Here is a 20,200-nt window from a genome sequence, read left to right on the forward strand (position 1 = left end):
AGGGGCCGCCCGACGGGGTCCGACTGCTCCTCCTCCGCCGCAAGCCCCTTCCGCCGGGGCCGCCCGCTTGGTCGCATGAGGCATGCGTGAGATCAGACTCGTCAGACTCGTCACCCGCCTCGAGAACGCCGCCGCCCTCGATCCGCTCGTCGGCCGGGTGAAGCGGGCCGTGAACGCGGTGGTCCGGCCGCAGCCGGTGCGGGACGTGCTGCACGGCGTCCCGGTCGGCCACCCCGTCCATCCGCTGCTCGTCCTCGTTCCCACCGGCGCCTGGGTGTCGGCGGCGGTGCTCGACCTGCTGCCGGGGAACCAGCGGGCGGCGAGGACCCTCGTCGGCGTCGGCGTGATCAGCGTCCTGCCGACCGCCGCCTCCGGCTTCACCGACTGGTCGGAGCTGCACGAGCAGCAGACCCGCGTCGGGCTGGTGCACTCGGCGGCCAACGTGGTCGCGACGGGCCTCTACGCCGCGTCGTGGGTGCAGCGCCGCCGCGGGCGCACCACGAGCGGGAAGGTGCTCGGGATGCTCGGGCTCGCCGTCGTCTCGGGAGGCGGCTACCTGGGCGGCCACCTCAGCTACCGGCAGGCGGCGGGGGCGAACCACGCGGAGGACGTGCCGCACCGCTTCCCCTCGGGCTGGCAGGAGCTCGGCGCCCTGGCGGACCTGCCGGAGCGCACGCCGGTGAGGAGGGAGGTCGCGGGCCTCCCCCTGCTCGCCTTCCGGCGGGGCGAGCGGATCGACGTGCTCTCGAACGTCTGCAGCCACCTCTCGGGCCCGCTCGACGAGGGCGAGGTCTCGGCGGACGGCTCGGGGGAGGCGTGCGTCGCCTGCCCGTGGCACGGCAGCGCCTTCTCGCTCGAGACCGGCGAGGTGCTGCGGGGGCCGGCCACCTCGCCGCAGCCGCGGTTCCAGACTCGGGTGCGCGAGGGGCGCGTGGAGGTGCTGCTGCCGCACGCGGGGTGAGGCGGGGGCCGGTGCTGCTCAGGCCTGAGTCGTCGACGCCCGCTCCACCAGCACCGGCGGCACCGGGCGGCCGACGGCGGGCTCCTCGCCGCGCAGCTCCGCGAGCACGACGCCGATCGTGCGGCGGCCGACTTCCGCGAAGTCCTGGCGGATGGTGGTCAGCGGCGGCTGGTAGTGCGCCGCCTCGGGGACGTCGTCGAAGCCGACGACGCTGAGGTCCTCGGGCACGCGCAGTCCCCGCTCGGTGCAGGCGTGCAGGAGTCCGAGGGCCATCTGGTCGTTGCCGACGAACACCGCGGTCGGCAGAAGCGCGGCTCCGAGGAGGCGGAGGCCGGCGCGGTAGCCGGACTCGGCGCTCCAGTCGCCCTCCACGACGGCGACGGGGTCGAGGCCGGCCGCGCTCATCCCGGCGCCGAAGCCCTCGAGCCGCGCCTGCGCCTCCACCCAGTGCTGCGGACCGGCGAGGTGCGCGATGCGGGTGTGGCCGAGGCCGACGAGGTGCTCGGTCGCCAGTCGCGCTCCGGCCGCCTGGTCGACGAGGAGCAGGGAGTCGGCGCCGCGGTCCGTCGCGCCGAGCGTCACCGAGGGGACGCCGATCGCGAGGCTCTCGATCGCCTCCAGCGCGCGCTCCTGCGGGGCGAGGACCACGATCGCCTCCACCGACTCCCGCTGCAGGTGGGCGAGACCGTCGGCCAGCGACTCCGCGTCCGGCGCCGCGTTCACGACCGGGACCCGGTAGCCCGCGTCGCGCGCCGCCTGCTCGATCGCGGCCATCGCGGTGGCGGTGCCGTAGAAGCTGTGGCTCTCGGCGGCGAGGATCCCGATCAGGCCGGAGCGGCTCGTCGCCAGGGCGCGGGCGGCGGCGCTGGGGCGGAAGCCGAGGTCCTCGATCGCGGCGAGCACGCGCTCCCGGGTGCGCGGCCGCAGCTGGGGGCTGTCGTTGAGCACCCGCGAGACCGTCTGGTACGACACTCCGGCCCGCACCGCGACGTCGCGGATGGTCGGCGCGCGGTCGAGGGGCATGGCCACACCGTAGCGGTGCGTGCGCCCCCGCCCCCCCCTCCCGCGAGACGCCTCCCGGGTGCGCGTTCGTCGGCGGGTCGCGTACCGGTGCGGCGTCCCGCGGGCGCGGGTCAGGGGCCGCCGAGCCAGTGGTCGATGCGGTGGTGGTCGGGGGTGAAGCCGTGGTCGACGCCCCAGAGGACGGCCTGCGTGCGGCTGGTCGCGCCGATCTTGCCGTAGACGCTGCGGATGTAGGACTTCACCGTGTTGGGGCTGAGGTAGGTGAGCGCGGCGACGTCGGCGTTGCTCTTGCCCTGCGTGATGAGCGCGAGGATCTCCGACTCCCGGTCGGTGATGCCCTCGTGGCGGCCCGGCCAGTCGAGGCCCGGTGCGCTGCCCGCCCGCCGCGGAGGATCGCTGACGACGACCTCGCCCGCCGCCACCCGCTCGAGCGCGGCCACCAGCTCCCGCGCCGGCAGGGTCTTGGAGAGGTAGCCGTGGACGCCCTGCTCGAGGGCGTCCGCGATGAGCGTCGGCGCGAAGTTCCAGGTGTAGACGACCACGTGCTCGGCCCGCTCGTTGCGCACCAGCTCCGCGATCTCGTGGTGGTCCGACTCCGGCTGGGCGAACGAGTCGTAGAGGACGACGTCGATCCGATCGGAGAGGGAGGCGTTCGCGTCGATCTCGGCGACGACCACCCGGTCGCGGTAGTGGTCGAACATGTGCGCGAGGCCCGTGAGGACGACGTCGTAGTCGTCGACGAGCGCGACGGTGAGGGGCGCACGGCGGGTCATGGTCGGACGCTACCGCACGGCCCGTCGGGGCGAGCACACCCCCAGGGGTGTACCGCCGCCTCCTCCGGGGTGGTTGCGTAGCCACCGGTCCCGCAACCGCGGAACCGATCAGCGGGCCCCCGCCCGCACAACGGAAGGACGACCGCCATGCTCGGTCTCATCATCAGCCTCATCGTCGTCGGACTCATCGCAGGAGCGCTGGCCCGCCTCATCGTCCCCGGGAAGCAGAGCATCAGCATCGGCATGACCATCGTGCTCGGCATCGTCGGCTCGTTCGTCGGCGGCTTCCTCGGCTTCCTGATCTTCCAGCACGACCCGATGGACGGCTTCTTCCAGCCCGCCGGCATCATCGGCTCGATCATCGGAGCGATCATCGTCCTGCTCGTCTACACCCGCTTCGCCGGCCGCTCCGCCGCGCGCCGCTGACCCGCAGCGCACGGCGACAGCGAGGTGGCTGCCGACCCGCGCTCCGCGGGCGTGCAGGCACCACGCTGACCGGCGGCCCCGGCCCGGCTCCCTCCACGGGCCGGGCCGTCGTGCTGTCCGCGGGGTGCCCGGGCGTCGTCCGCGGTCTCCGACGCTGCGTCCGCGGGTGCCGACGCTCCGTCCGCGGAGCCCGCGCCGCGTCCTCCGACCTCCGCGGATCAGCGGCGGAGTCCGTGACTGTCGCGTCGGTGGCTGCCGAGGCCGTCGCCGCAGAGTCCGCAGCCGCGCAGTCCGTCGCCGCCCAGCCGCCGCGCACCGGGGTGCGCGATGCTCGGGCGATGCCGCTCGTCGTCCCCGATGCCCTCGTCCCGCTCGCGCTCCGGCTCGCCCGTGCGAACCGCACCTTCGTCAGCGCGGAGGGAGCCCGTCGCCGCATCCGGGAGCGCGCGCTCCGTCCCGCCTCCTACGGCCCGCCGCCCCGCCTCCGGCCCGGCGTGCGCGTCGACGTGGAGCAGGTCGGCTCCTGGCCGGTCTACACGATCCGCCCGCGGGTGATCCGCGGCGGCGTCGTCTACGTCCACGGCGGCGGCTGGGTGAACGAGATCGCGCCCCAGCACTGGTGGCTCGCCGCCCGCATCGCCGACGAGGCCTTGGTCGCGGTGACCCTCCCGATCTACCCGCTCGTGCCCTTCGGCACGGCGCTCGAGGCGCGCGACGGTGTCCGCGCCCTGGTGCTGCGGAGTCTTGAGCGGCACGGGGCGACCTGCCTCGCCGGCGACTCTGCGGGCGGCCAGATCGCCCTCTCGACGGCCCTCGCCCTGCGCGACGAGGGGGTGGTCCTGCCGCGCACGACCCTCGTCTCGCCCGCGCTCGACCTCTCCTGGAGCAACCCGCGGATCCCCGAGGTGCAGCCGACCGATCCCTGGCTCGGCACCCCGGGCGGTCGCGTCCTCGCCGAGAGCTGGCGCGGCGCCCTCGACCTGCTCGATCCCGTGGTCAGCCCGCTGTTCGGCGACCTGGCGGGCCTCGGCCCCCTCACCGTCTTCACGGGCACGCGTGACGTCCTCAATCCGGACGCCCACGTGCTGGCCGAGCGGGCGGCGGCCGCCGGGGTCCCGTTCGAGCTCCACGAGGCCGTCGGGCAGGTCCACGTGTACCCGCTCGTGCCCACGCGGGCCGGCCGCGAGGCGCAGCACGACCTGGTCGAGGGGCTCCGCGCGGCGGTCTGATCGGAGGCTCGCCCGGGCGTCCGGCAGGCTCCTCTCAGTCCGTCTTCCGGACGGCGGACGGCGCCTCCGCCCGCTCGTCCACGACGTCGAGGCGAGCCAGCGCGTTCGCCGTCCCCCGGCGGCCCCGCGTCGCGACCAGGCCGATCATCGCGGCCGCCGCGAGGACGAAGGCGAGCAGCGACCAGAACCCGCCCTCGACGGCGAGCAGGGTCGACCAGCCGCCCGATCCCGCCGCCCAGCGCACGAGCCGCTGCCAGAGGAACGGTCGCGGCTCGGGACGCAGGCGCACCACCGTCTCGCCGAGGGTCCGCCCGGACCGCAGCACGATCACCAGCTGGAGCAGCGGAGCGACGAACGGCAGGGCTCCGAGAACCACGTCCCCGGGGCTCGAGCGCGTGTCCACCCCCGCGAGCACGAGGCCGACCCCGGTGATCGAGACGAGCGCGCCCGTGATGAGGCTCAGCGCGAGCACGTCGCAGAACATGCCGAAGGCGCGGCGGCGGATCGTGACCGGGCGGGCCAGCTCCGGCACCGCGCCCTCGGTCCGGCGGGTGAAGAGGAGGAGGACGGGGGAGAGGAGGGTGCCGAGCAGGGCGCCGGCCGTGTTGGCCAGCAGGTCGTCGACGTCGAAGAGCCGGTAGGCGCACGGGTAGAGGAACCAGTCGCCCGTGAGCTGCGTGACCTCGATGAGGAGCGAGACGGCGAAGCCGACGGCGGTGCCGCCGATCATCCCGGCGACGAGGCGCCCGCGGAGAGCGAGGTGGCGGACGAGCATCCCGAGGGGGACGAAGAAGACCACGTTCAGGAGCACCTGCGCGGACGCGGGGTTCGTCAGCAGCGCGCGGGGCCCGTCGATCCCGCCCTCCTTCGCGATGTCCCCGACGAAGGCGAACAGGCGCAGCTGCGGACCCGATCCGGTGCGGCAGGCGGCGGCGACCGTCGCCTCGTCGGGCAGGGGGAGGAGCGTGTAGGTGACGAGGGCGAGCGCGTAGACCACGGCGGCGAAGGCCAGCACCGCGTTGCCGATCCCGAGGACGCCGCGCCGCCGGTACTGCAGGGCGGCCCAGGGCACGAGGCCCACGAGGGCGACGGCGGAGCCGAACAGGAGGGCGAGCACGGCGGAGGTCATGCGTCGACAGTAGGAGAGCGGAGGCCCTTCTCGACCGCCCGGCGCATCAGGGGCCTCTGACAGCGCGGTTCGTCCCTCCCCAGCGCGGGATCCGGGCGCTCCTCCACGGATCCGAGCGATCCCCGTCCGCCGCCTCCACGCCCTGCTAGCGTTTCCTGGGTCGCGTCCAAGAAACGCGTGCACCCCCGACCCCTCCACGAAAGACGTCATGCCGCTGCGCTCCCGCCTCCTCGCCCTCCCCGCCGCCGTCGCGGCCGCCGCGCTCCTGCTCAGCGGCTGCACCGCCGAGACGCCGGACGCCTCCAGCACCCCCGTCGACGGCGGGACGCTGACCTACGCGTCCGGCGACGCCGAGCCCACCTGCCTCGACCCGCACGTCGGCGGCAACTACCCGCAGGCGCTCCTCGCGACGCAGGTGCTCGAGTCGCTCGTCTCGCGCGACGCCGACGGCACCATCACGCCGTGGCTGGCCGAGTCGTGGACCGTCTCGGACGACGCGCTCAGCTACGACTTCACCCTGCGCGAGGGCGCGACCTTCACCGACGGCACCGCCCTCGACGCGGAGGCGGTCGCCGCGAACATCGCGCACCTGCAGGACCCGGCGACCAAGTCCTCCACCGGCTACCTCGCCGTGGCGAAGGTCGCCTCCGTCACCGCGGTCTCGCCGACCGTCGCCCGCTTCACCCTGACCGCGCCGGACAGTGCGCTGCTCGAGTCGCTCGCGCAGCCGTGGACCGCGATCGAGTCGCCCGCCGGCATCGCCCGCGGCGAGGAGGCGAACTGCGAGGCGCCCGTCGGCACCGGCCCCTTCACCGTCTCGGAGTGGGTCAAGCAGGACCACGTGACCCTCACCCGCAACGAGGCCTACGACGCGTCGACCGGCCCGACCGGGGACGGCCACGAGGGCCCCGCGCACCTGGCGAGCATCACCTGGCGCTTCATCCCCGACTCCGCCACCCGCTACGCGGCGCTGCAGTCGGGCGAGGTCGACGTGCTCGACAACGCCCAGCCCGACACACTGAAGGCCGCGACCGGAGCCACCGACCTCGTCGAGCTCGACGCGCCCCGGCCCGGCTCGGTCAACCGCCTCGAGCTCAACTCCGGCCAGGCGCCGTTCGACGACGAGTCCGTCCGCGAGGCGTTCGTCCGCGGCGTCGGCGTGAACGACGCGATCGACTCCCTCTTCTTCGGCACCGCCGAGCGCTCCTATTCCCCGCTGTCCAGCCGCGAGGCGACCGCGTACTCCGACCCGTCGCTCTTCGAGGACGCCGGGTCCGACTCCGAGACGGCCGCCGCCGAGGACCTGCTCGAGAAGGCCGGCTGGGTGGACTCGGACGGCGACGGCATCCGCGAGAAGGACGGCACGCCGCTGACGCTGCGCTTCCCCGTCAGCACCAACCAGTCGATCCCGGCTGAGCAGTCGCTGTTCGAGCAGATCCAGGCCTCGGCGAAGACCCTCGGCTTCGACGTGCGGATCAGCCTGCTCGACCTGTCGAGCTGGTACACCGCGCTCGCGTCGAACGAGTACGAGCTGGTGAGCGCCCCGTACACGAAGGTCGGACCCGACGTGCTGCGGATCCTCTACTCCTCCTCGGGCATCACCCCCGCGCCGAGCGGCTACTTCGCCAACCACGCGCAGATCGCCGACCCCGCGCTCGACTCGCTGCTCGAGCAGGCGAGCGCCACGACCGACGAGGACGCCCGCGCCGACCTGTACGAGCAGGCGCAGCGGATCGTCCTCGAGGGCTACTGGATCCTGCCGCTCTACGACCAGCAGAACCACTACCTGCACCGGGCGGCCGTCCAGGGCCTCGTCGCCCTCGACACCGTGTCGACCCCCTGGTTCGCCGACGCCTGGGTCTGACCCGGCCCCGGCGAGCCGCCTGCACCGATCGATGAGCGGACGCGTGCCGGTCGAGTAGTCGCCGCGGTGGCGCATCGAGACCCCGCGATCGGGACGGGCGGATCTCGATGCGCCCGCTCCGCGGGCTGCTCGATCAGCAGGGATCCGTCCTCCATGGAGCAGCTCCGCTCCGTCGGTGTCCTCCATGCTGGTCGAGTAGCCGCCGTCGGTCGCGCATCGCGTGCTCCGGAGGGAGCGGACCTCGACGACGCCCCCCTCCACCGCCCCGACCAGAGAGGACGCCCGCCCGCATGATCCGCCGCGTGCTCCTCCGTCTCGGCGGCGCCCTCGTGGTGCTGTGGGCCGTCGCGACCGCCGTCTTCGTCCTCATCCGCCTCGTCCCCGGCGATCCGGCGCAGGCGATCCTCGGCGGTCCGGGCTCGCAGGCGTCGCCCGAGGCGCTCGCCGCGGTGCGGGAGCAGTACGGCCTCGACCAGCCGCTCCTCGTGCAGTACCTGGTGCAGCTCGGCAGGCTCGCGCGCGGCGACCTCGGCACCTCCTACTCCCTGCGCACTCCCGTCGCGCAGATCCTCGGCGAGCAGCTGCCCGGCACCCTCCTGCTCGCCGTGCTCGCGCTCACCGCCGCATGGATCCTCGCGCTCACGACCGCGCTCTGGTCGACCCGGGGCGGACGGCTCGCCGCCGCGGTCGGGTCCGGCCTCGAGCTCACGGCGGCCGCGCTCCCGCACTTCTGGCTGGCGACCGTGCTGATCGCCGTCTTCGCGACCGCGCTGCGCTGGCTGCCCCCGGTCAGCACCGGGTCGCCCGCCGGGCTGGTGCTGCCGACGCTCACCCTCGCGATCCCGCTGGCGGGCTTCCTCGGCCAGGTGATGCGCCGCTCCCTCCTCGACGCGCTGGAGTCGCCGTTCGTGCTCGCCGCTCGGGCGCGCGGCGAGGGCGAGCTCGGCGTCCGCGCCCGCCACGCGCTGCGCCACGCGGTGCTGCCGGGCGTCTCGCTCTCGGGCTGGGCGTTCGGCTACCTGATCGGCGGGGCCGTGGTGGTCGAGACGATCTTCGCGAGGCCGGGGCTCGGCCGGACTCTGCTCGCGGCGGTGACGGTCCGTGACGTGCCGGTGGTGACGGGTGTCGTGCTGGTCACGGCGCTGGCGTACATCGTCGTGACGCTCGCCACCGATCTGCTGACCCGCGTGATCGACCCGCGGCTGGCCCGGCGGGAGGCGGTCGCGTGAGCGAGCTCGAGCTGCGCGCCGCCCGCCCGCTCCGCCGGGGTCCCTCCCGCCTCCGCGCCGGCGAGGTGCTGGCCGCGGTCTTCGTCGTGCTGCTCCTGCTCGCCGCCGTGGCGCCCGGGCTGCTCGCCCCCTCCGATCCGCTCGCCGTCGCCCCGCGCGACGCCTTCACCCCCCCGGGTGCCGCGCACCTGCTCGGCACCGACGAGTCCGGTCGCGACGTCCTCAGCCGCCTCATCGCGGGGGCCGGCGCATCCCTCCTGATCGGCGCCAGCGCCACCGCGATCGGCCTCGTCCTCGGCGCGGTGCTCGGGGTGGTCGCGGCGTTCGGCGGCCGCGTCGTCGACGGCGTGATCGGCCGCGTGCTCGAGGTGCTCTTCGCCTTCCCCGCGCTCCTGCTCGCGCTGCTCGTGATCGTGGTCACGGGTCCCGGAGTCGTCCCCGCCACCATCGCGGTCGGCCTCTCGACCGCGCCGGGGTACGCCCGCATCCTGCGCACGCAGCTGCTCGGCATCCGCGACTCCGGCTACGTCGAGGCGGCGCGCGTGCTGGGCCACGGACCCGTCCGCATCCTCGTCCGGCACGTCCTCCCCAACACCTTCGGGCCGCTCGCCGTGCTGGCGACCCTCGGCGTCGGCCAGGCGATCGTCTGGGCCTCGGCCCTCAGCTACCTGGGCCTGGGCGCCGAGCCGCCCGCGCCGGAGTGGGGCGCGATGCTCTCGGCGGGCCGCACCTACCTCGCGAGCGCGTGGTGGCTGGCCGTGTTCCCGGGGCTGGCGATCGTGCTGACGACGATCGCGACGACGGTCCTCGGCGGGCGTCTGCGGGGTGCGCGGTGAGCGCGGTCGTCGTCGAGGGGCTCCGGGTCGCCTTCGACGGAGTCGAGGTGGTGCACGGGGTCTCGTTCCGCGTGGAGCCGGGGGAGTGCGTCGCGATCGTCGGCGAGTCCGGGTCCGGCAAGAGCGTCACCGCGCGAGCGCTGCTGGGGCTGAGCGGAGGCGCCGTGACCGGGAGCGTCCGCGTCGGCGGGACCGAGGTGGTCGGAGCGGGCGAGCGGGAGCTGCGGCGGCTGCGCGGCGGATCCGTCGGCTTCGTCCCGCAGGACGCGCTGCTCTCGCTCGACCCGCTGCGCCCGATCGGCCGCGAGATCGGCGACGTGCTCCGCCTCCACGGCCGCCTCCCCGCGGCCGAGCGCGCGCAGCGGACGGTCGAGGCCCTGGCGAGCGTCGGCATGCCGGAGCCGGCCGAGCGGATGCGGGAGCGCTCCGGCGACCTCTCCGGCGGGCTCCGCCAGCGCGCCCTCCTCGCGGCGGCCGTGGCGCTCGATCCGCCGCTGCTCGTCGCCGACGAGCCGACCACCGCGCTCGACGTCACCGTCCAGGCCCGCGTGCTCGAGCTCTTCGCCGAGCAGAAGGCGCGCGGCCGGGCGCTCGTCCTGGTCTCGCACGACCTCGCGGTGGTGGCGGGCCTCGCGGACCGCATCCTCGTGCTCGCCGACGGCCGCGTGGTGGAGGAGGGGACCGCGGCCGAGGTGCTGCGCGCGCCCCGCAGCCCCGAGGCCCGCGCGCTCGTGGCCGCTGTCCCCGCCGGGCGCCCGCGCGGCTCCCGGCTCACCGACCCGACCGCACCGGCGACCCCGCCCGAGACCCCCGGCGAGGTCGTGGTCGCGGCCCGCGGACTCGCCGCCCGCTTCCCGCTGCCCGGCGGAGGAGTGCGGGTCGCGGTCGACGACGTCGACCTCCGGCTGCGGCGCGGCGAGACCGTCGGGCTCGTCGGCGAGTCCGGGTCGGGCAAGAGCACGGTGGCCCGGCTCGTGCTGGCGCTGCGGCGTCCGGACGCGGGCGCCGTCGAGCTGTTCGGCGAGCCGTGGTCGGCAGCGACCGAGCGCTCCCGCCGTCCCCGCCGCCCGCGGATCGGCGCCGTCTACCAGGACAGCCTCTCCTCGTTCGACCCGCGCTGGAACGTCGGCCGCCTCCTCCGCGACGCCGGCGCCGCCTCCGTGCCCGCGCTGCTCGAGAGCGTGGGGCTCGACCCCGCCCTGGAGCGGCGCTCGCCGCGGACCCTCTCCGGCGGTCAGCGCCAGCGCGTCTCGATCGCCCGGGCGCTGGCGACGCGCCCCGACGTGCTGATCTGCGACGAGCCCGTCTCGGCCCTCGACGTGTCGGTGCAGGCGCAGATCCTCGACCTGCTCGACGACCTGCAGCGCCGTCACGGCCTCGCCCTCCTCCTCATCTCGCACGACCTCGGCGTGATCGCCCACATGAGCGATCGCATCGCCGTGATGCGCGAGGGTCGGATCGTCGAGGCGGGGCCGGCCGCGTCGCTCCTCGCCGCGCCGCAGGAGGAGTACACGCGCCGCCTGCTCGCCGCCGCCCCGCGCCTCGAGCGCTGAGCCGTCCGCGGCGCGCCCCCCGCGCAAGCCCGCGCCGCGAATCCGCCGCACCTCCACCACGTGTCGGACCTGCGGCGTAGCGTTGCCGAGGTGATGCGCCCGACGACCCAGACCCTCGGCCAGCTCCGTGCCTCCGGGCACGTGCAGAAGAGCCTCCGCACCGAGATCCGCGACAACCTGCTCGACGCCCTGCGCGAGGGCCGCGACCCCTGGCCGGGCCTGCACGGCTTCGCCGAGACGGTCATCCCGCAGGTCGAGCGCGCCGTCATCGCCGGCCACGACATCGTCCTGCTGGGCGAGCGCGGCCAGGGCAAGACCCGCCTCCTGCGCACCCTCGTCGGCCTGCTCGACGAGTGGACGCCCGTCATCGAGGGGTCCGAGCTCGGCGAGCACCCCTACGAGCCGATCACCACGGAGAGCCGCCGCCGCGCGGAGGAGCTGGGCGAGGACCTGCCCGTCGCGTGGAAGCCCCGCGAGGAGCGCTACGTCGAGAAGCTGGCCACCCCCGACACCAGCGTCGCCGACCTCATCGGCGACGTCGACCCGATGAAGGTGGCCGAGGGCCGCAGCCTGGGCGACCCGGAGACCATCCACTTCGGCCTCATCCCGCGCAGCCACCGCGGCATCGTCGCGATCAACGAGCTGCCGGACCTGGCCGAGCGGATCCAGGTCGCCATGCTCAACGTGATGGAGGAGCGCGACATCCAGATCCGCGGCTACGTCCTCCGCCTCCCCCTCGACGTCCTCGTCGTCGCGAGCGCGAACCCGGAGGACTACACGAACCGCGGCCGGATCATCACGCCGCTGAAGGACCGCTTCGGCGCCGAGATCCGCACCCACTACCCGACGGCTCTCGTCGACGAGGTCGCCGTCATCCGGCAGGAGGCGGACCTCGTCGCGACCGTGCCCGATGCGCTCATCGAGATCCTCGCCCGCTTCACGCGGGCCCTGCGCGAGTCGAGCTCCGTCGACCAGCGCAGCGGCGTCAGCGCCCGCTTCGCCATCGCCGGCGCCGAGACGATCGCCGCCGCCGCCCTGCACCGCGCCACCCGCCGCGGCGAGGAGGAGGCGGTCGCCCGCCCCATCGACCTCGAGACCGCCGTCGACGTGCTCGGCGGCAAGATCGAGTTCGAGTCGGGGGAGGAGGGCCGCGAGGACGAGATCCTCGACCACCTGCTCCGTCAGGCCACCGCCGAGACCGTCCGCGCCCACCTGCGCGGCGTCGACCTCGGGCCGCTCGTCGAGGCGGTCGAGAACGGCGCGATGATCACGACCGGCGAGCAGGTGACCGCCCGCGAGTTCCTGGCCGGCCTGCCGTTGCTGGGCGAGGCCCGCGTGTACGACGAGGTCGCCGAGCGCCTCGACGCCGTGGGGGAGGGGCGCCGCGCCGGAGCGGTCGAGCTCGCCCTCGAGGGCCTCTACCTCTCGCGCAAGCTGAGCAAGGAGACGGGCGGGGGCGAGGCCGTCTATGGCTGATGCTCCGCGCGGCAACCGGCGGCTGAAGCGCGACGCGCGCTACGCGAAGTACAACGGGGGACCCGATCCGCTCGCTCCTCCGGTCGACCTGAAGGAGGCCCTCGACGCGATCGGCGAGGACGTGATGGGCGGCACCTCGCCCGAGCGCGCCCTGCGCGAGTTCCTCCGCCGGGGCACCCGCGACCGCGAGGGCCTGGACGACCTGGCCGCCCGCGTCGCCGAGCGGCGTCGCGAGCTCACGCAGAGGAACAACCTCGACGGCACGCTCCGCGAGATCCGCGAGCTCCTCGACAAGGCCGTCCTCGCCGAGCGCAAGCAGCTCGCCCGCGACACGCAGATGGACGACGGCGACCGCGCGCTCGCAGAGATCCAGCTCGACAGCCTCCCGCCCTCGCCGGCCGCGGCCGTCTCGGAGCTCCGCGACTACCGCTGGCAGAGCCCCGAGGCGCGCGCCGACTTCGAGCGGATCCGCGAGCTCCTGGGCCGCGAGATGCTCGATCAGCGCTTCGAGGGGATGAAGCAGGCCCTCGAGAACGCGAGCGACGAGGACCGCGCCGCGATCGACGCGATGCTCCGCGACCTGAACGAGCTGCTCGAGGCGCACGCGCGCGGGGAGGACACCACCGAGCAGTTCGACGCCTTCATGGAGCAGCACGGCGAGTACTTCCCCGAGGGCCCGGAGTCGGTGGACGAGCTGATCGACGCGCTCGCCGCCCGCGCGGCGGCGGCTCAGCGGATGCGCAACTCGATGACCGCCGAGCAGCGCGCCGAGCTCGACGCCCTCGCCCAGGAGGCCTTCGGCACGCCGGAGCTCATGCAGTCCCTCGGCCGCCTCGACGAGACCCTGCGGGGGCTCCGTCCCGGCGAGGACTGGGGCGGCTCCGAGCGGATGGACGGCGAGCAGGGGCTCGGCCTCGGCGACGGGACGGGCGTGTTCCAGGAGCTGGCCGACCTCGACGCCCTCGCCGACCAGCTCGCGCAGACGGACCGCTCCTCCCTCGACGACCTCGACCTCGACCTGCTGGCGAAGCGCCTCGGCGAGGACGCCTCCGTCGACGCGCAGACGCTGAAGCGCCTGGAGCGGGCCCTGCGCGACTCCGGGACTTTGCGCCGCGGCTCCGACGGCCGCCTCGCCCTCAGCCCGAAGGCCATGCGCCAGCTCGGCAAAGCGCTCCTGCGCGACATCGCCGAGACCGTCTCCGGCCGTCAGGGCGCCCGCGACGTCCGGCGCGCGGGCGCGGCGGGCGAGCGCTCCGGAGCGACGCGCTCGTGGGAGTTCGGCGACACCGAGGCCTGGGACATCCCCCGCACGGTGACCAACGCCCTCACCCGCACCGCCGGCGAGGGCCGGCCGGTCGGCTCGGGGGTGCGCATCCTGATCGACGACGTCGAGGTGCAGGAGACGGAGGCGCGCACGCAGGCCTGTGTCGCGCTCCTCGTCGACACGTCGTTCTCGATGGCGATGGACGGCCGCTGGGTGCCGATGAAGCGCACCGCCCTCGCCCTGCACACCCTGATCAGCAGCCGGTTCCGCGGAGACGCGCTGCAGCTCGTCGCCTTCGGCCGACGCGCCGAGGTGATGGACGTCGAGCAGCTGGTGGGCCTGGACGCGGAGTGGGACAAGGGCACGAACCTGCACCACGCGCTGCTGCTGGCCAACCGGCACTTCCGCAAGCACCCGAACGCGCAGCCCGTGCTGCTCATCGTCACCGACGGCGAGCCGACCGCGCACCTCGAGCCCGACGGCGGCGTCTTCTTCGACTACCCGCCGGACCCGCTGACGGTCGCCGTCTCGGTCCGCGAGCTCGACGCGTCGCTCCGCCTCGGCGCGCACACCACGTTCTTCCGCCTGGGCGACGACCCGGGCCTCGCGCGCTTCATCGACTCGCTCGCCCGCCGGGTCGGCGGCTCGGTGGTGAACCCGGAGGCGGAGGACCTGGGAGCGGCCGTCGTCTCCTCCTACCTCGGCGCTCGCGGCGCGGGTCCGGGAGGCGGCGGAGCGCCCGGCGAGGAGCTGTTCGGCCGCGGCTGGAGCTTCTGAGCCGTTCAGGATGCAGGAGGGATCCGCTCCCGCGCCTGAGGATCAGCGCGTCTCCGCCGCTCCGGAGGCGTTCGTCCTGAGTTCCGACCGCGCCCGGCTCAGAACAGCGGCCAGGGCACCGCGGGCATCCCGCCCCGCGGGCCCGGGAAGCGGCCGAAGGAGCCGAGCCGCTCGCAGCGCTTCGCGAACGCGGCGACCTCGTCCTCGGTGAGCAGCTCCGAGAGCGCCTCGCCGAGCGGTCCGTCGATCTGCGCGCGCAGGAGCGCCAGCGCCGTCAGCTCCTCCTCGAGCAGCGGTTCGCCGATCCAGCCCCAGAGGACCGTGCGCAGCTTGTGCTCGGAGTGGAAGGTGAGGCCGTGGTCGACCCCGTAGCGGTGGCCGTCGGGCAGCGCGAGCACGTGCCCGCCCTTCCGGTCCGCGTTGTTGGCGACCACGTCGAACACGGCCATCCGGCGCAGCGCCGTCGAGTCCTCGTGCACGAGGGAGATATCGCGGTCCTCCTCGTCGCTGCCGTCGAGGACGTGCCGCCATCCGTCGGGCACGGCGTCGGCGGGCACCAGGTCGACCGCGTCCTGGTCCGGATCGATGTCCTGCCAGAGCTGGACCATGCCCGGCCCGAGCGGACCGTCGCGGAGCCACGTGCGCGGCACCACGTTCCAGCCGAGCGCCTCCGAGACGAGGTAGGCGGCGACCTCGCGGCCCGCGAGCACGCCGTCCGGGAAGTCCCACAGCGGCTTCTCGCCCGAGATCGGCTTGTAGACGACGGACGTCTCGCCGAGCTGCGCGAGGAACGTCGCGTTCGAGGCGATCGTGATCCGGCCGGCCAGCTCCAGCTCGCCGTCGAGCCCGCCCGGGTCGCTCATGCGAGCGGGCAGTCGTGCCCGTCGGGATCCATCGGCTCGCCGCAGCGGGGGCAGAGCGGACGTCCGGCGCCGACGACCTCGAGGGTTCGCTTCGCGAAGGCGCGCGCCGTGCCGACCGGGATCTTCACCTGCAGCATCTCGGTGGGCTCGGGCTCCTCCTCGGAGTCGTCCTCCGCCTCGGTCAGCGGGTAGGCCTCGATCACGATCTGCGCGGTGGACGGGTCCCAGCCGAGGCTGAGACCGCCGACGCGGAACTCGGGCTCCACGGGCTGGTCGAGCGGGTCGTTGTCGACGAGCTCCGGGGGAGTGCCGGCGGGGACGCTGACCGGGTTGCCCTGGGCGGTCATCAGCTGGTCGAGGATCTCGTCGATCTTCTCGGCGAGGAGGGCCGACTGCTGCTTCTCGAGGCCGACGCTGACCACGCGGGGCCCGGTCTTGGCCTGGAGGTAGAAGGAGCGCGAGCCGGGTGAGCCGACGGTCCCCACGACGACGCGATCGGGCCAGTCGAATCCGTGCACGATCGGAGGCATGCCCCCAGTCTACGAGCGCCCGCCTCCGCAGTGGCTGCGCGCGTCGGGCTCGGGCGGCCTGCTGATCGAGCAGCCGTCTCTTCTGCTGGCCGAGCCCCCCGCGGAGCGGGCGCATCGAGATCCATCGTCGGCGAGCACCCGCATCCCTGCCGCTCGATCGAGCCCTGAAGCGGCCCTCCCGAACCGCGCCTACTCGTGCCCCGCCCCGCCCCCCACGGCGGCGTCCGCCACGGGGGCCGCCTTCCGCAGCCAGCCCAGGTCCCCGGCGTCCGTGTTCATCGAGACGACCTCGGGCCGCCCCGCGCCGTAGCGGATGATCGACACCGACGCCGGTCCGACGCTGAGCCTCTGGAAGAGGTCGAGGTGCATGCCGAGCGCGTCCGCGAGGATCGCCTTGATCGTGTCTCCGTGGCTGACCGCCGCCCACACCGCGCCGGCCCCGTGCTCCTCCGCCACCGCCGCGTCGTGGCGGCGGATCGCCGACACGGCCCGGGCCTGCATCGCGAGCATCCCCTCGCCGCCGGGGAACACCACCGCGGAGGGCTGGTTCTGCACCGTCGCCCAGAGCGGCTCCGTCGCGAGATCCCGCAGCGAGCGCCCCGACCAGTCGCCGTAGTCGCACTCGGTGATGCCCTTGTCGATCACCGTCGCCGGCGATCCCGTCTGCCGCTCGAGGACGAAGCGCGTGGTCTGCCGGCACCGCTCGAGCGGGCTCGACACCACGGTCGCGAGCTCGACCGCCGCCAGCCGCTCCCCGGTGCGCGCCGCCTGCGTGCGTCCGACGTCGTCGAGCCGCACTCCGGCGGTGCGTCCGGCGAGGATCCCCGCGGTGTTCGCGGTGGTGCGTCCGTGCCGGACGAGGAGGAGCGTGGGCATGGGGCCAGCGTAGGCGGCCGCGCTCCCGCCCCGCCCCGCCGAGGGGCCGGGGTCGCGCCGGCGCGTTCCGCGCGACTCCATCGCGGGACGGATGCCCCGACCGCAGCGCCTGCCTAGGGTGGAGGAGCGGCCGCCCACCGCGGCCCGGAAGGGACACACATGGACGGGACGACGCCCCCCGGCATTCCCCAGGACGGCACGGACACCGAGAGCCCCGCCGCGCGCACCGCCGCCGACGGCACCGCTGCCGAGCACACCGACTCCGCGCACACCGACTCCGCGACCCCCGCGTGGGCCGCCCCCGAGGCCTCCGGCCGCCATGGCGAGGTCGCTCTGCGGATCCGCGGCCTCCGCAAGCGCTTCGGCGACAAGGAGGCCGTGAAGGACATCGACCTCGACGTCCCCGCCGGCTCCTTCTTCGGGCTCGTCGGCCCCAACGGCGCGGGCAAGACGACGACCCTCTCGATGGCCACGGCCCTGCTCCGCCCCGACAGCGGCGTCGTCACGATCCACGAGGTCGACGTCTGGAAGGACACTCTCGAGGCGAAGCGGTTGATCGGCGTCCTCGCCGACGGCGTCAAGCTGTTCGACCGCCTCACCGGTCTGCAGCTCGTCACCTACTACGGCCTGCTCTGCGGGCTCGAGCGCTCCGTCGTCGTCGAGCGGACCGACGACCTCCTCGCCCTGCTCGGCCTCGATCCGGCCGACCGCACGCTCGTCGTGGACTACTCCGCGGGCATGACCAAGAAGATCGCGCTCGCCTGCGCGCTCGTGCGCGCCCCGCGCCTCCTGGTGCTCGACGAGCCGTTCGAGTCGGTCGACCCGGTCTCGGCGGCGAACATCCGCGACATCCTGACCGGCTTCGTCGCGTCGGGCGGCACGGTCATCGTCTCGTCCCACTCCATGGACCTCGTCGAGCGGATGTGCGACCGCGTCGCCGTCATCGCCGACGGCCGCGTGCTCGCCTCCGGCACCCTCGAGGAGGTCCGCGCCGGCTCCAGCCTCGAGGAGCGCTTCGTCGAGCTGGTCGGCGGCCGCACCCACCAGGAGGGACCGGCATGGTTGCGCATCTCCTGAGGCTGCGGCTGCTCCTGCTCCGCAACTCGCTGACGCGGAACGTGTGGCAGCTGATCGGCGTGATCCTCGGCGGTCTCTACGCGATCGCAGTGCTCGGCCTGGTCGCGGCCGGCCTGGTCGCGCTCGGAGGCACGGACCCGGCGTTCGCGAACGTCGCGATCGTCCTCGGCGGCTCCGCTCTGATCCTCGGCTGGGTGCTCGGGCCGATCTTCCTGTCCGGCTCCGACCAGAGCCTCGACCTGCCCACCCTCGCGACCTTCCCGATCCCGCTGCGGACCCTCCTCCTCGGGCTCGCCGCCGCGGGCCTCGCGGGCATCCCCGGCGTGGTGACCACGCTCGGGGCGCTCGCCTCCGCGGCCGCCTGGTGGAGCCGTCCGATCGGCATCCTGCCCGGCCTCGTCGCCGCGGTGATCGGCGTCGCGACCTGCGTGGTCGCGTCCCGCCTGATCGGCGCGCTCACCACGGGCCTGGGCTCGAGCCGCCGCTACCGCGAGGTGATCGGCGGCGTCGTGCTCGTCGTCGTCATCCTGCTCGGACCGCTCTTCTTCGGCCTGACCAACGTGATCCGCGACGGCCTGGACGTCCTGCCCGTGATCGCGGGCGCCCTCGGCTGGTCGCCGCTCGGCGCGATCTGGGCCGTCCCCGGATCCGTCGTCGCGGGCGACTGGGTCGCGGCGATCGCGCGCCTGCTGATCGGGCTCGCGACGCTGGCCGTCCTCGTCTGGGCGTGGGCCCGGGCGCTGCGGCACGCGCTCGCGGAGCCCGCCGCGTCCGGCGCGCACTCCGCCTCCGGATCCGCGGGCCTCGGCCTGTTCGGGCGCTTCCCCGGCACCCCGACCGGCGCCGTCGCCGCGCGTGCCCTCGGCTACTGGTGGCGGGACCCGCGCTACAGCCGCGGGCTCCTCGTCATCCCCGCCGTCGTCGTCCTCGCGGTGTTCTACTCCGCGATCGGCAGCGGGGGCGACACCTTCGTGCTGCTCTCGGCCGTGCTCGTCGGCCTGATCTTCGGCGTGACCCTCTGCGCCGACGTGTCGTACGACGGCACCGCCTGGGCGGCGCACGTCAGCTCCGGAGTGACGGGGTCGGCCGACCGCGCCGGTCGCGTCGTCGCCGCCGCGATCATCGGCATCCCTGCGGTCGTCGTCGTGGCGGTGGGCACCGCGCTGTACGCGGGACGCGCCGACGCGATCCCGGCCGTGCTGGGCATGGCGCTGGCCCTCGTGCTCAGCGGGTTCGGAGTGTCGAGCGTCGCCTCGTCGCTCGTCGTCTACCCCGTGCCCGGGCCGGGGGACAGCCCGCTGAAGACGCCGCCGGGCTCCGGGATGATCTCGAGCGTCGTGATGCTGGGAAGCATGGCCGCGACCGGTCTGCTGGCGCTCCCGTCCATCGTCCTCGGCGCGATCTCGCTCATCGGCGGCGACCCGGCCTTCGGCCTGATCGGACTGGCGGCCGCCCTCGTGCTGGGCACCGTCTTCGCGCTGGTGGGCATCCGCGCCGGCGGTCGGATCGTCGACCGCCGAGCGCCGGAGCTGTTCGCCGCCCTCGTGACGATCGGCTGACGCGGGTGGCGGGGCGCGGGTGGGCGGTGCCCGCCCGCTCCCCGTCTCCGCCCCGCTCCCCGCCCCCGCGAGTGCGCGAAAGTCGTCGCACTCGAGCTCGAGTGCGACAACTCCTGCGTGCTTGCGAGTGCGACGACTCCTGCGCACTCGCGGGAGCCGACGAGGACCGCGCGCCCGCGAGTGGCCGCGCGCCCGCGAAGGCCCGCACACGGGAGCCGCGGCAGAATGTGGACATGCGCAGCCTCGAAGTCCTCCTCGATCCGGAGTCGGAGGCTCGCGTCCGCAGCCAGTGGGAGGCGCTCGAGGCGGCCGGCATCCCGAGCCTCGCACTGCACACGTCCGCCAGCAATCGCCCGCACCTCACCCTGGTCGCCGGGCCCGAGCTGACCGCTCCGGAGCCGGGCGCGCTCGGTCCGCTGCCGGCGACGGCCGACCTCGGTGCCGTCCTCCTCTTCCCGCACGCCGGGCGCTTCGTCCTCGCCTGGGGAGTGGTCCGCTCGCCCGCCCTCGACGCTCTGCACGATCGGGCCACGCGCCTCGTGCCGGGCGGCGTCGACACCTCGCTGCCGGACGCCTGGACGCCGCACATCAGCGTCTCTCGCCGCCTCCGCGCCGAGCAGCTCGGCGACGCCGTCCCCCTCCTCGGCGAGCCGTTCACCGTCGGCCTCGCGGGCGTCCGCTTCTGGGACGGCGACACCCGCACCCTCACCGACCTCTGATCCGGGCGCCGCAGAAGACCCCCGACCTCCCCGCAG

The 20,200-nt window shown here is 74.6% G+C and carries 18 protein-coding genes; 12 read left to right on the top strand and 6 right to left on the bottom strand.

The window, feature by feature from the left end:
* Window positions 1-82: 82 nt before the first annotated feature.
* Entirely contained in the window at window positions 83-961 is an 879-nt protein-coding gene (locus tag C5B98_RS02025; RefSeq protein WP_104308061.1) for a Rieske 2Fe-2S domain-containing protein, read from the top strand.
* 18 nt (window positions 962-979) lie between these two features.
* Here the strand turns inward: C5B98_RS02025 and C5B98_RS02030 are convergent, their stop codons facing one another.
* The gene (locus C5B98_RS02030) at window positions 980-1,984 is read right to left on the bottom strand and encodes a LacI family DNA-binding transcriptional regulator (RefSeq protein ID WP_104308079.1); all 1,005 of its coding nucleotides are present in this window, start codon (window positions 1,982-1,984) and stop codon (window positions 980-982) included.
* 110 nt (window positions 1,985-2,094) lie between these two features.
* Entirely contained in the window at window positions 2,095-2,757 is a 663-nt protein-coding gene (locus tag C5B98_RS02035; protein ID WP_104225041.1) for a response regulator transcription factor, read from the bottom strand.
* A 147-nt stretch (window positions 2,758-2,904) separates the two neighbouring features.
* Between C5B98_RS02035 and C5B98_RS02040 the strand changes: the two genes are divergently transcribed.
* On the top strand, window positions 2,905-3,183 hold the full coding sequence (locus tag C5B98_RS02040; RefSeq protein WP_104225042.1) for a GlsB/YeaQ/YmgE family stress response membrane protein: 279 nt from the start codon (window positions 2,905-2,907) through the stop codon (window positions 3,181-3,183).
* 248 nt (window positions 3,184-3,431) lie between these two features.
* Window positions 3,432-4,412, top strand: a complete 981-nt coding sequence (locus C5B98_RS02045) for an alpha/beta hydrolase (RefSeq protein ID WP_258063412.1) — start codon at window positions 3,432-3,434, stop codon at window positions 4,410-4,412.
* Between the two features lie 34 nt (window positions 4,413-4,446).
* Here the strand turns inward: C5B98_RS02045 and C5B98_RS02050 are convergent, their stop codons facing one another.
* Window positions 4,447-5,541 carry a VanZ family protein gene (locus C5B98_RS02050; protein WP_181065435.1) on the bottom strand — a complete coding sequence of 365 codons (1,095 nt, stop codon included), beginning with the start codon at window positions 5,539-5,541 and terminating at the stop codon, window positions 4,447-4,449.
* Between the two features lie 208 nt (window positions 5,542-5,749).
* Between C5B98_RS02050 and C5B98_RS02055 the strand changes: the two genes are divergently transcribed.
* From C5B98_RS02055 to C5B98_RS02080, 6 genes are all read left to right on the top strand, one after another.
* Entirely contained in the window at window positions 5,750-7,405 is a 1,656-nt protein-coding gene (locus C5B98_RS02055) for an ABC transporter substrate-binding protein (RefSeq protein WP_104308063.1), read from the top strand.
* A gap of 290 nt (window positions 7,406-7,695) precedes the next feature.
* Window positions 7,696-8,634, top strand: coding sequence for an ABC transporter permease (locus tag C5B98_RS02060; RefSeq protein ID WP_104327221.1), 939 nt, complete (start codon window positions 7,696-7,698; stop codon window positions 8,632-8,634).
* Window positions 8,631-9,470 (top strand): ABC transporter permease, encoded by an 840-nt coding sequence (locus C5B98_RS02065; protein WP_104327222.1) that lies wholly within the window; start codon window positions 8,631-8,633, stop codon window positions 9,468-9,470. The genes C5B98_RS02060 and C5B98_RS02065 overlap by 4 nt, the downstream gene beginning before the upstream one ends.
* Window positions 9,467-11,023, top strand: coding sequence for an ABC transporter ATP-binding protein (locus C5B98_RS02070; protein WP_104327223.1), 1,557 nt, complete (start codon window positions 9,467-9,469; stop codon window positions 11,021-11,023). The genes C5B98_RS02065 and C5B98_RS02070 overlap by 4 nt, the downstream gene beginning before the upstream one ends.
* A 93-nt stretch (window positions 11,024-11,116) precedes the next feature.
* Window positions 11,117-12,499 (top strand): magnesium chelatase, encoded by a 1,383-nt coding sequence (locus tag C5B98_RS02075; RefSeq protein ID WP_104262318.1) that lies wholly within the window; start codon window positions 11,117-11,119, stop codon window positions 12,497-12,499.
* A complete protein-coding gene (locus tag C5B98_RS02080; RefSeq protein WP_104308066.1) occupies window positions 12,492-14,540 on the top strand; it encodes a VWA domain-containing protein in 2,049 nt (682 codons plus the stop codon). Before C5B98_RS02075 ends, C5B98_RS02080 begins: the two co-directional genes overlap by 8 nt.
* 98 nt (window positions 14,541-14,638) lie before the next feature.
* Here the strand turns inward: C5B98_RS02080 and C5B98_RS02085 are convergent, their stop codons facing one another.
* The 3 genes from C5B98_RS02085 to C5B98_RS02095 form a co-directional block, all read right to left on the bottom strand.
* Window positions 14,639-15,403: an SCO1664 family protein gene (locus C5B98_RS02085; protein ID WP_104226043.1), complete on the bottom strand. Its 765-nt coding sequence runs from the start codon at window positions 15,401-15,403 to the stop codon at window positions 14,639-14,641.
* Entirely contained in the window at window positions 15,400-15,933 is a 534-nt protein-coding gene (locus C5B98_RS02090) for a DUF3090 domain-containing protein (protein ID WP_104225051.1), read from the bottom strand. Before C5B98_RS02090 ends, C5B98_RS02085 begins: the two co-directional genes overlap by 4 nt.
* 189 nt (window positions 15,934-16,122) lie before the next feature.
* Entirely contained in the window at window positions 16,123-16,809 is a 687-nt protein-coding gene (locus C5B98_RS02095; RefSeq protein WP_104238837.1) for a histidine phosphatase family protein, read from the bottom strand.
* Between the two features lie 159 nt (window positions 16,810-16,968).
* On the opposite strand from C5B98_RS02095, the gene C5B98_RS02100 reads away from it, so the two are divergent.
* The 3 genes from C5B98_RS02100 to C5B98_RS16790 all read left to right on the top strand — a co-directional run bounded on the left by C5B98_RS02100 (window position 16,969) and on the right by C5B98_RS16790 (window position 20,164).
* On the top strand, window positions 16,969-17,886 hold the full coding sequence (locus C5B98_RS02100) for an ABC transporter ATP-binding protein (protein ID WP_104225053.1): 918 nt from the start codon (window positions 16,969-16,971) through the stop codon (window positions 17,884-17,886).
* Window positions 17,868-19,445, top strand: coding sequence for a transporter (locus C5B98_RS02105; protein WP_104327224.1), 1,578 nt, complete (start codon window positions 17,868-17,870; stop codon window positions 19,443-19,445). Before C5B98_RS02100 ends, C5B98_RS02105 begins: the two co-directional genes overlap by 19 nt.
* Before the next feature lie 233 nt (window positions 19,446-19,678).
* Window positions 19,679-20,164, top strand: a complete 486-nt coding sequence (locus tag C5B98_RS16790; RefSeq protein WP_104226039.1) for a 2'-5' RNA ligase family protein — start codon at window positions 19,679-19,681, stop codon at window positions 20,162-20,164.
* Window positions 20,165-20,200 lie beyond the last annotated feature (36 nt).

The organism is Rathayibacter sp. AY1A5 (assembly GCF_002930875.1).
GTDB lineage: Bacteria > Actinomycetota > Actinomycetes > Actinomycetales > Microbacteriaceae > Rathayibacter.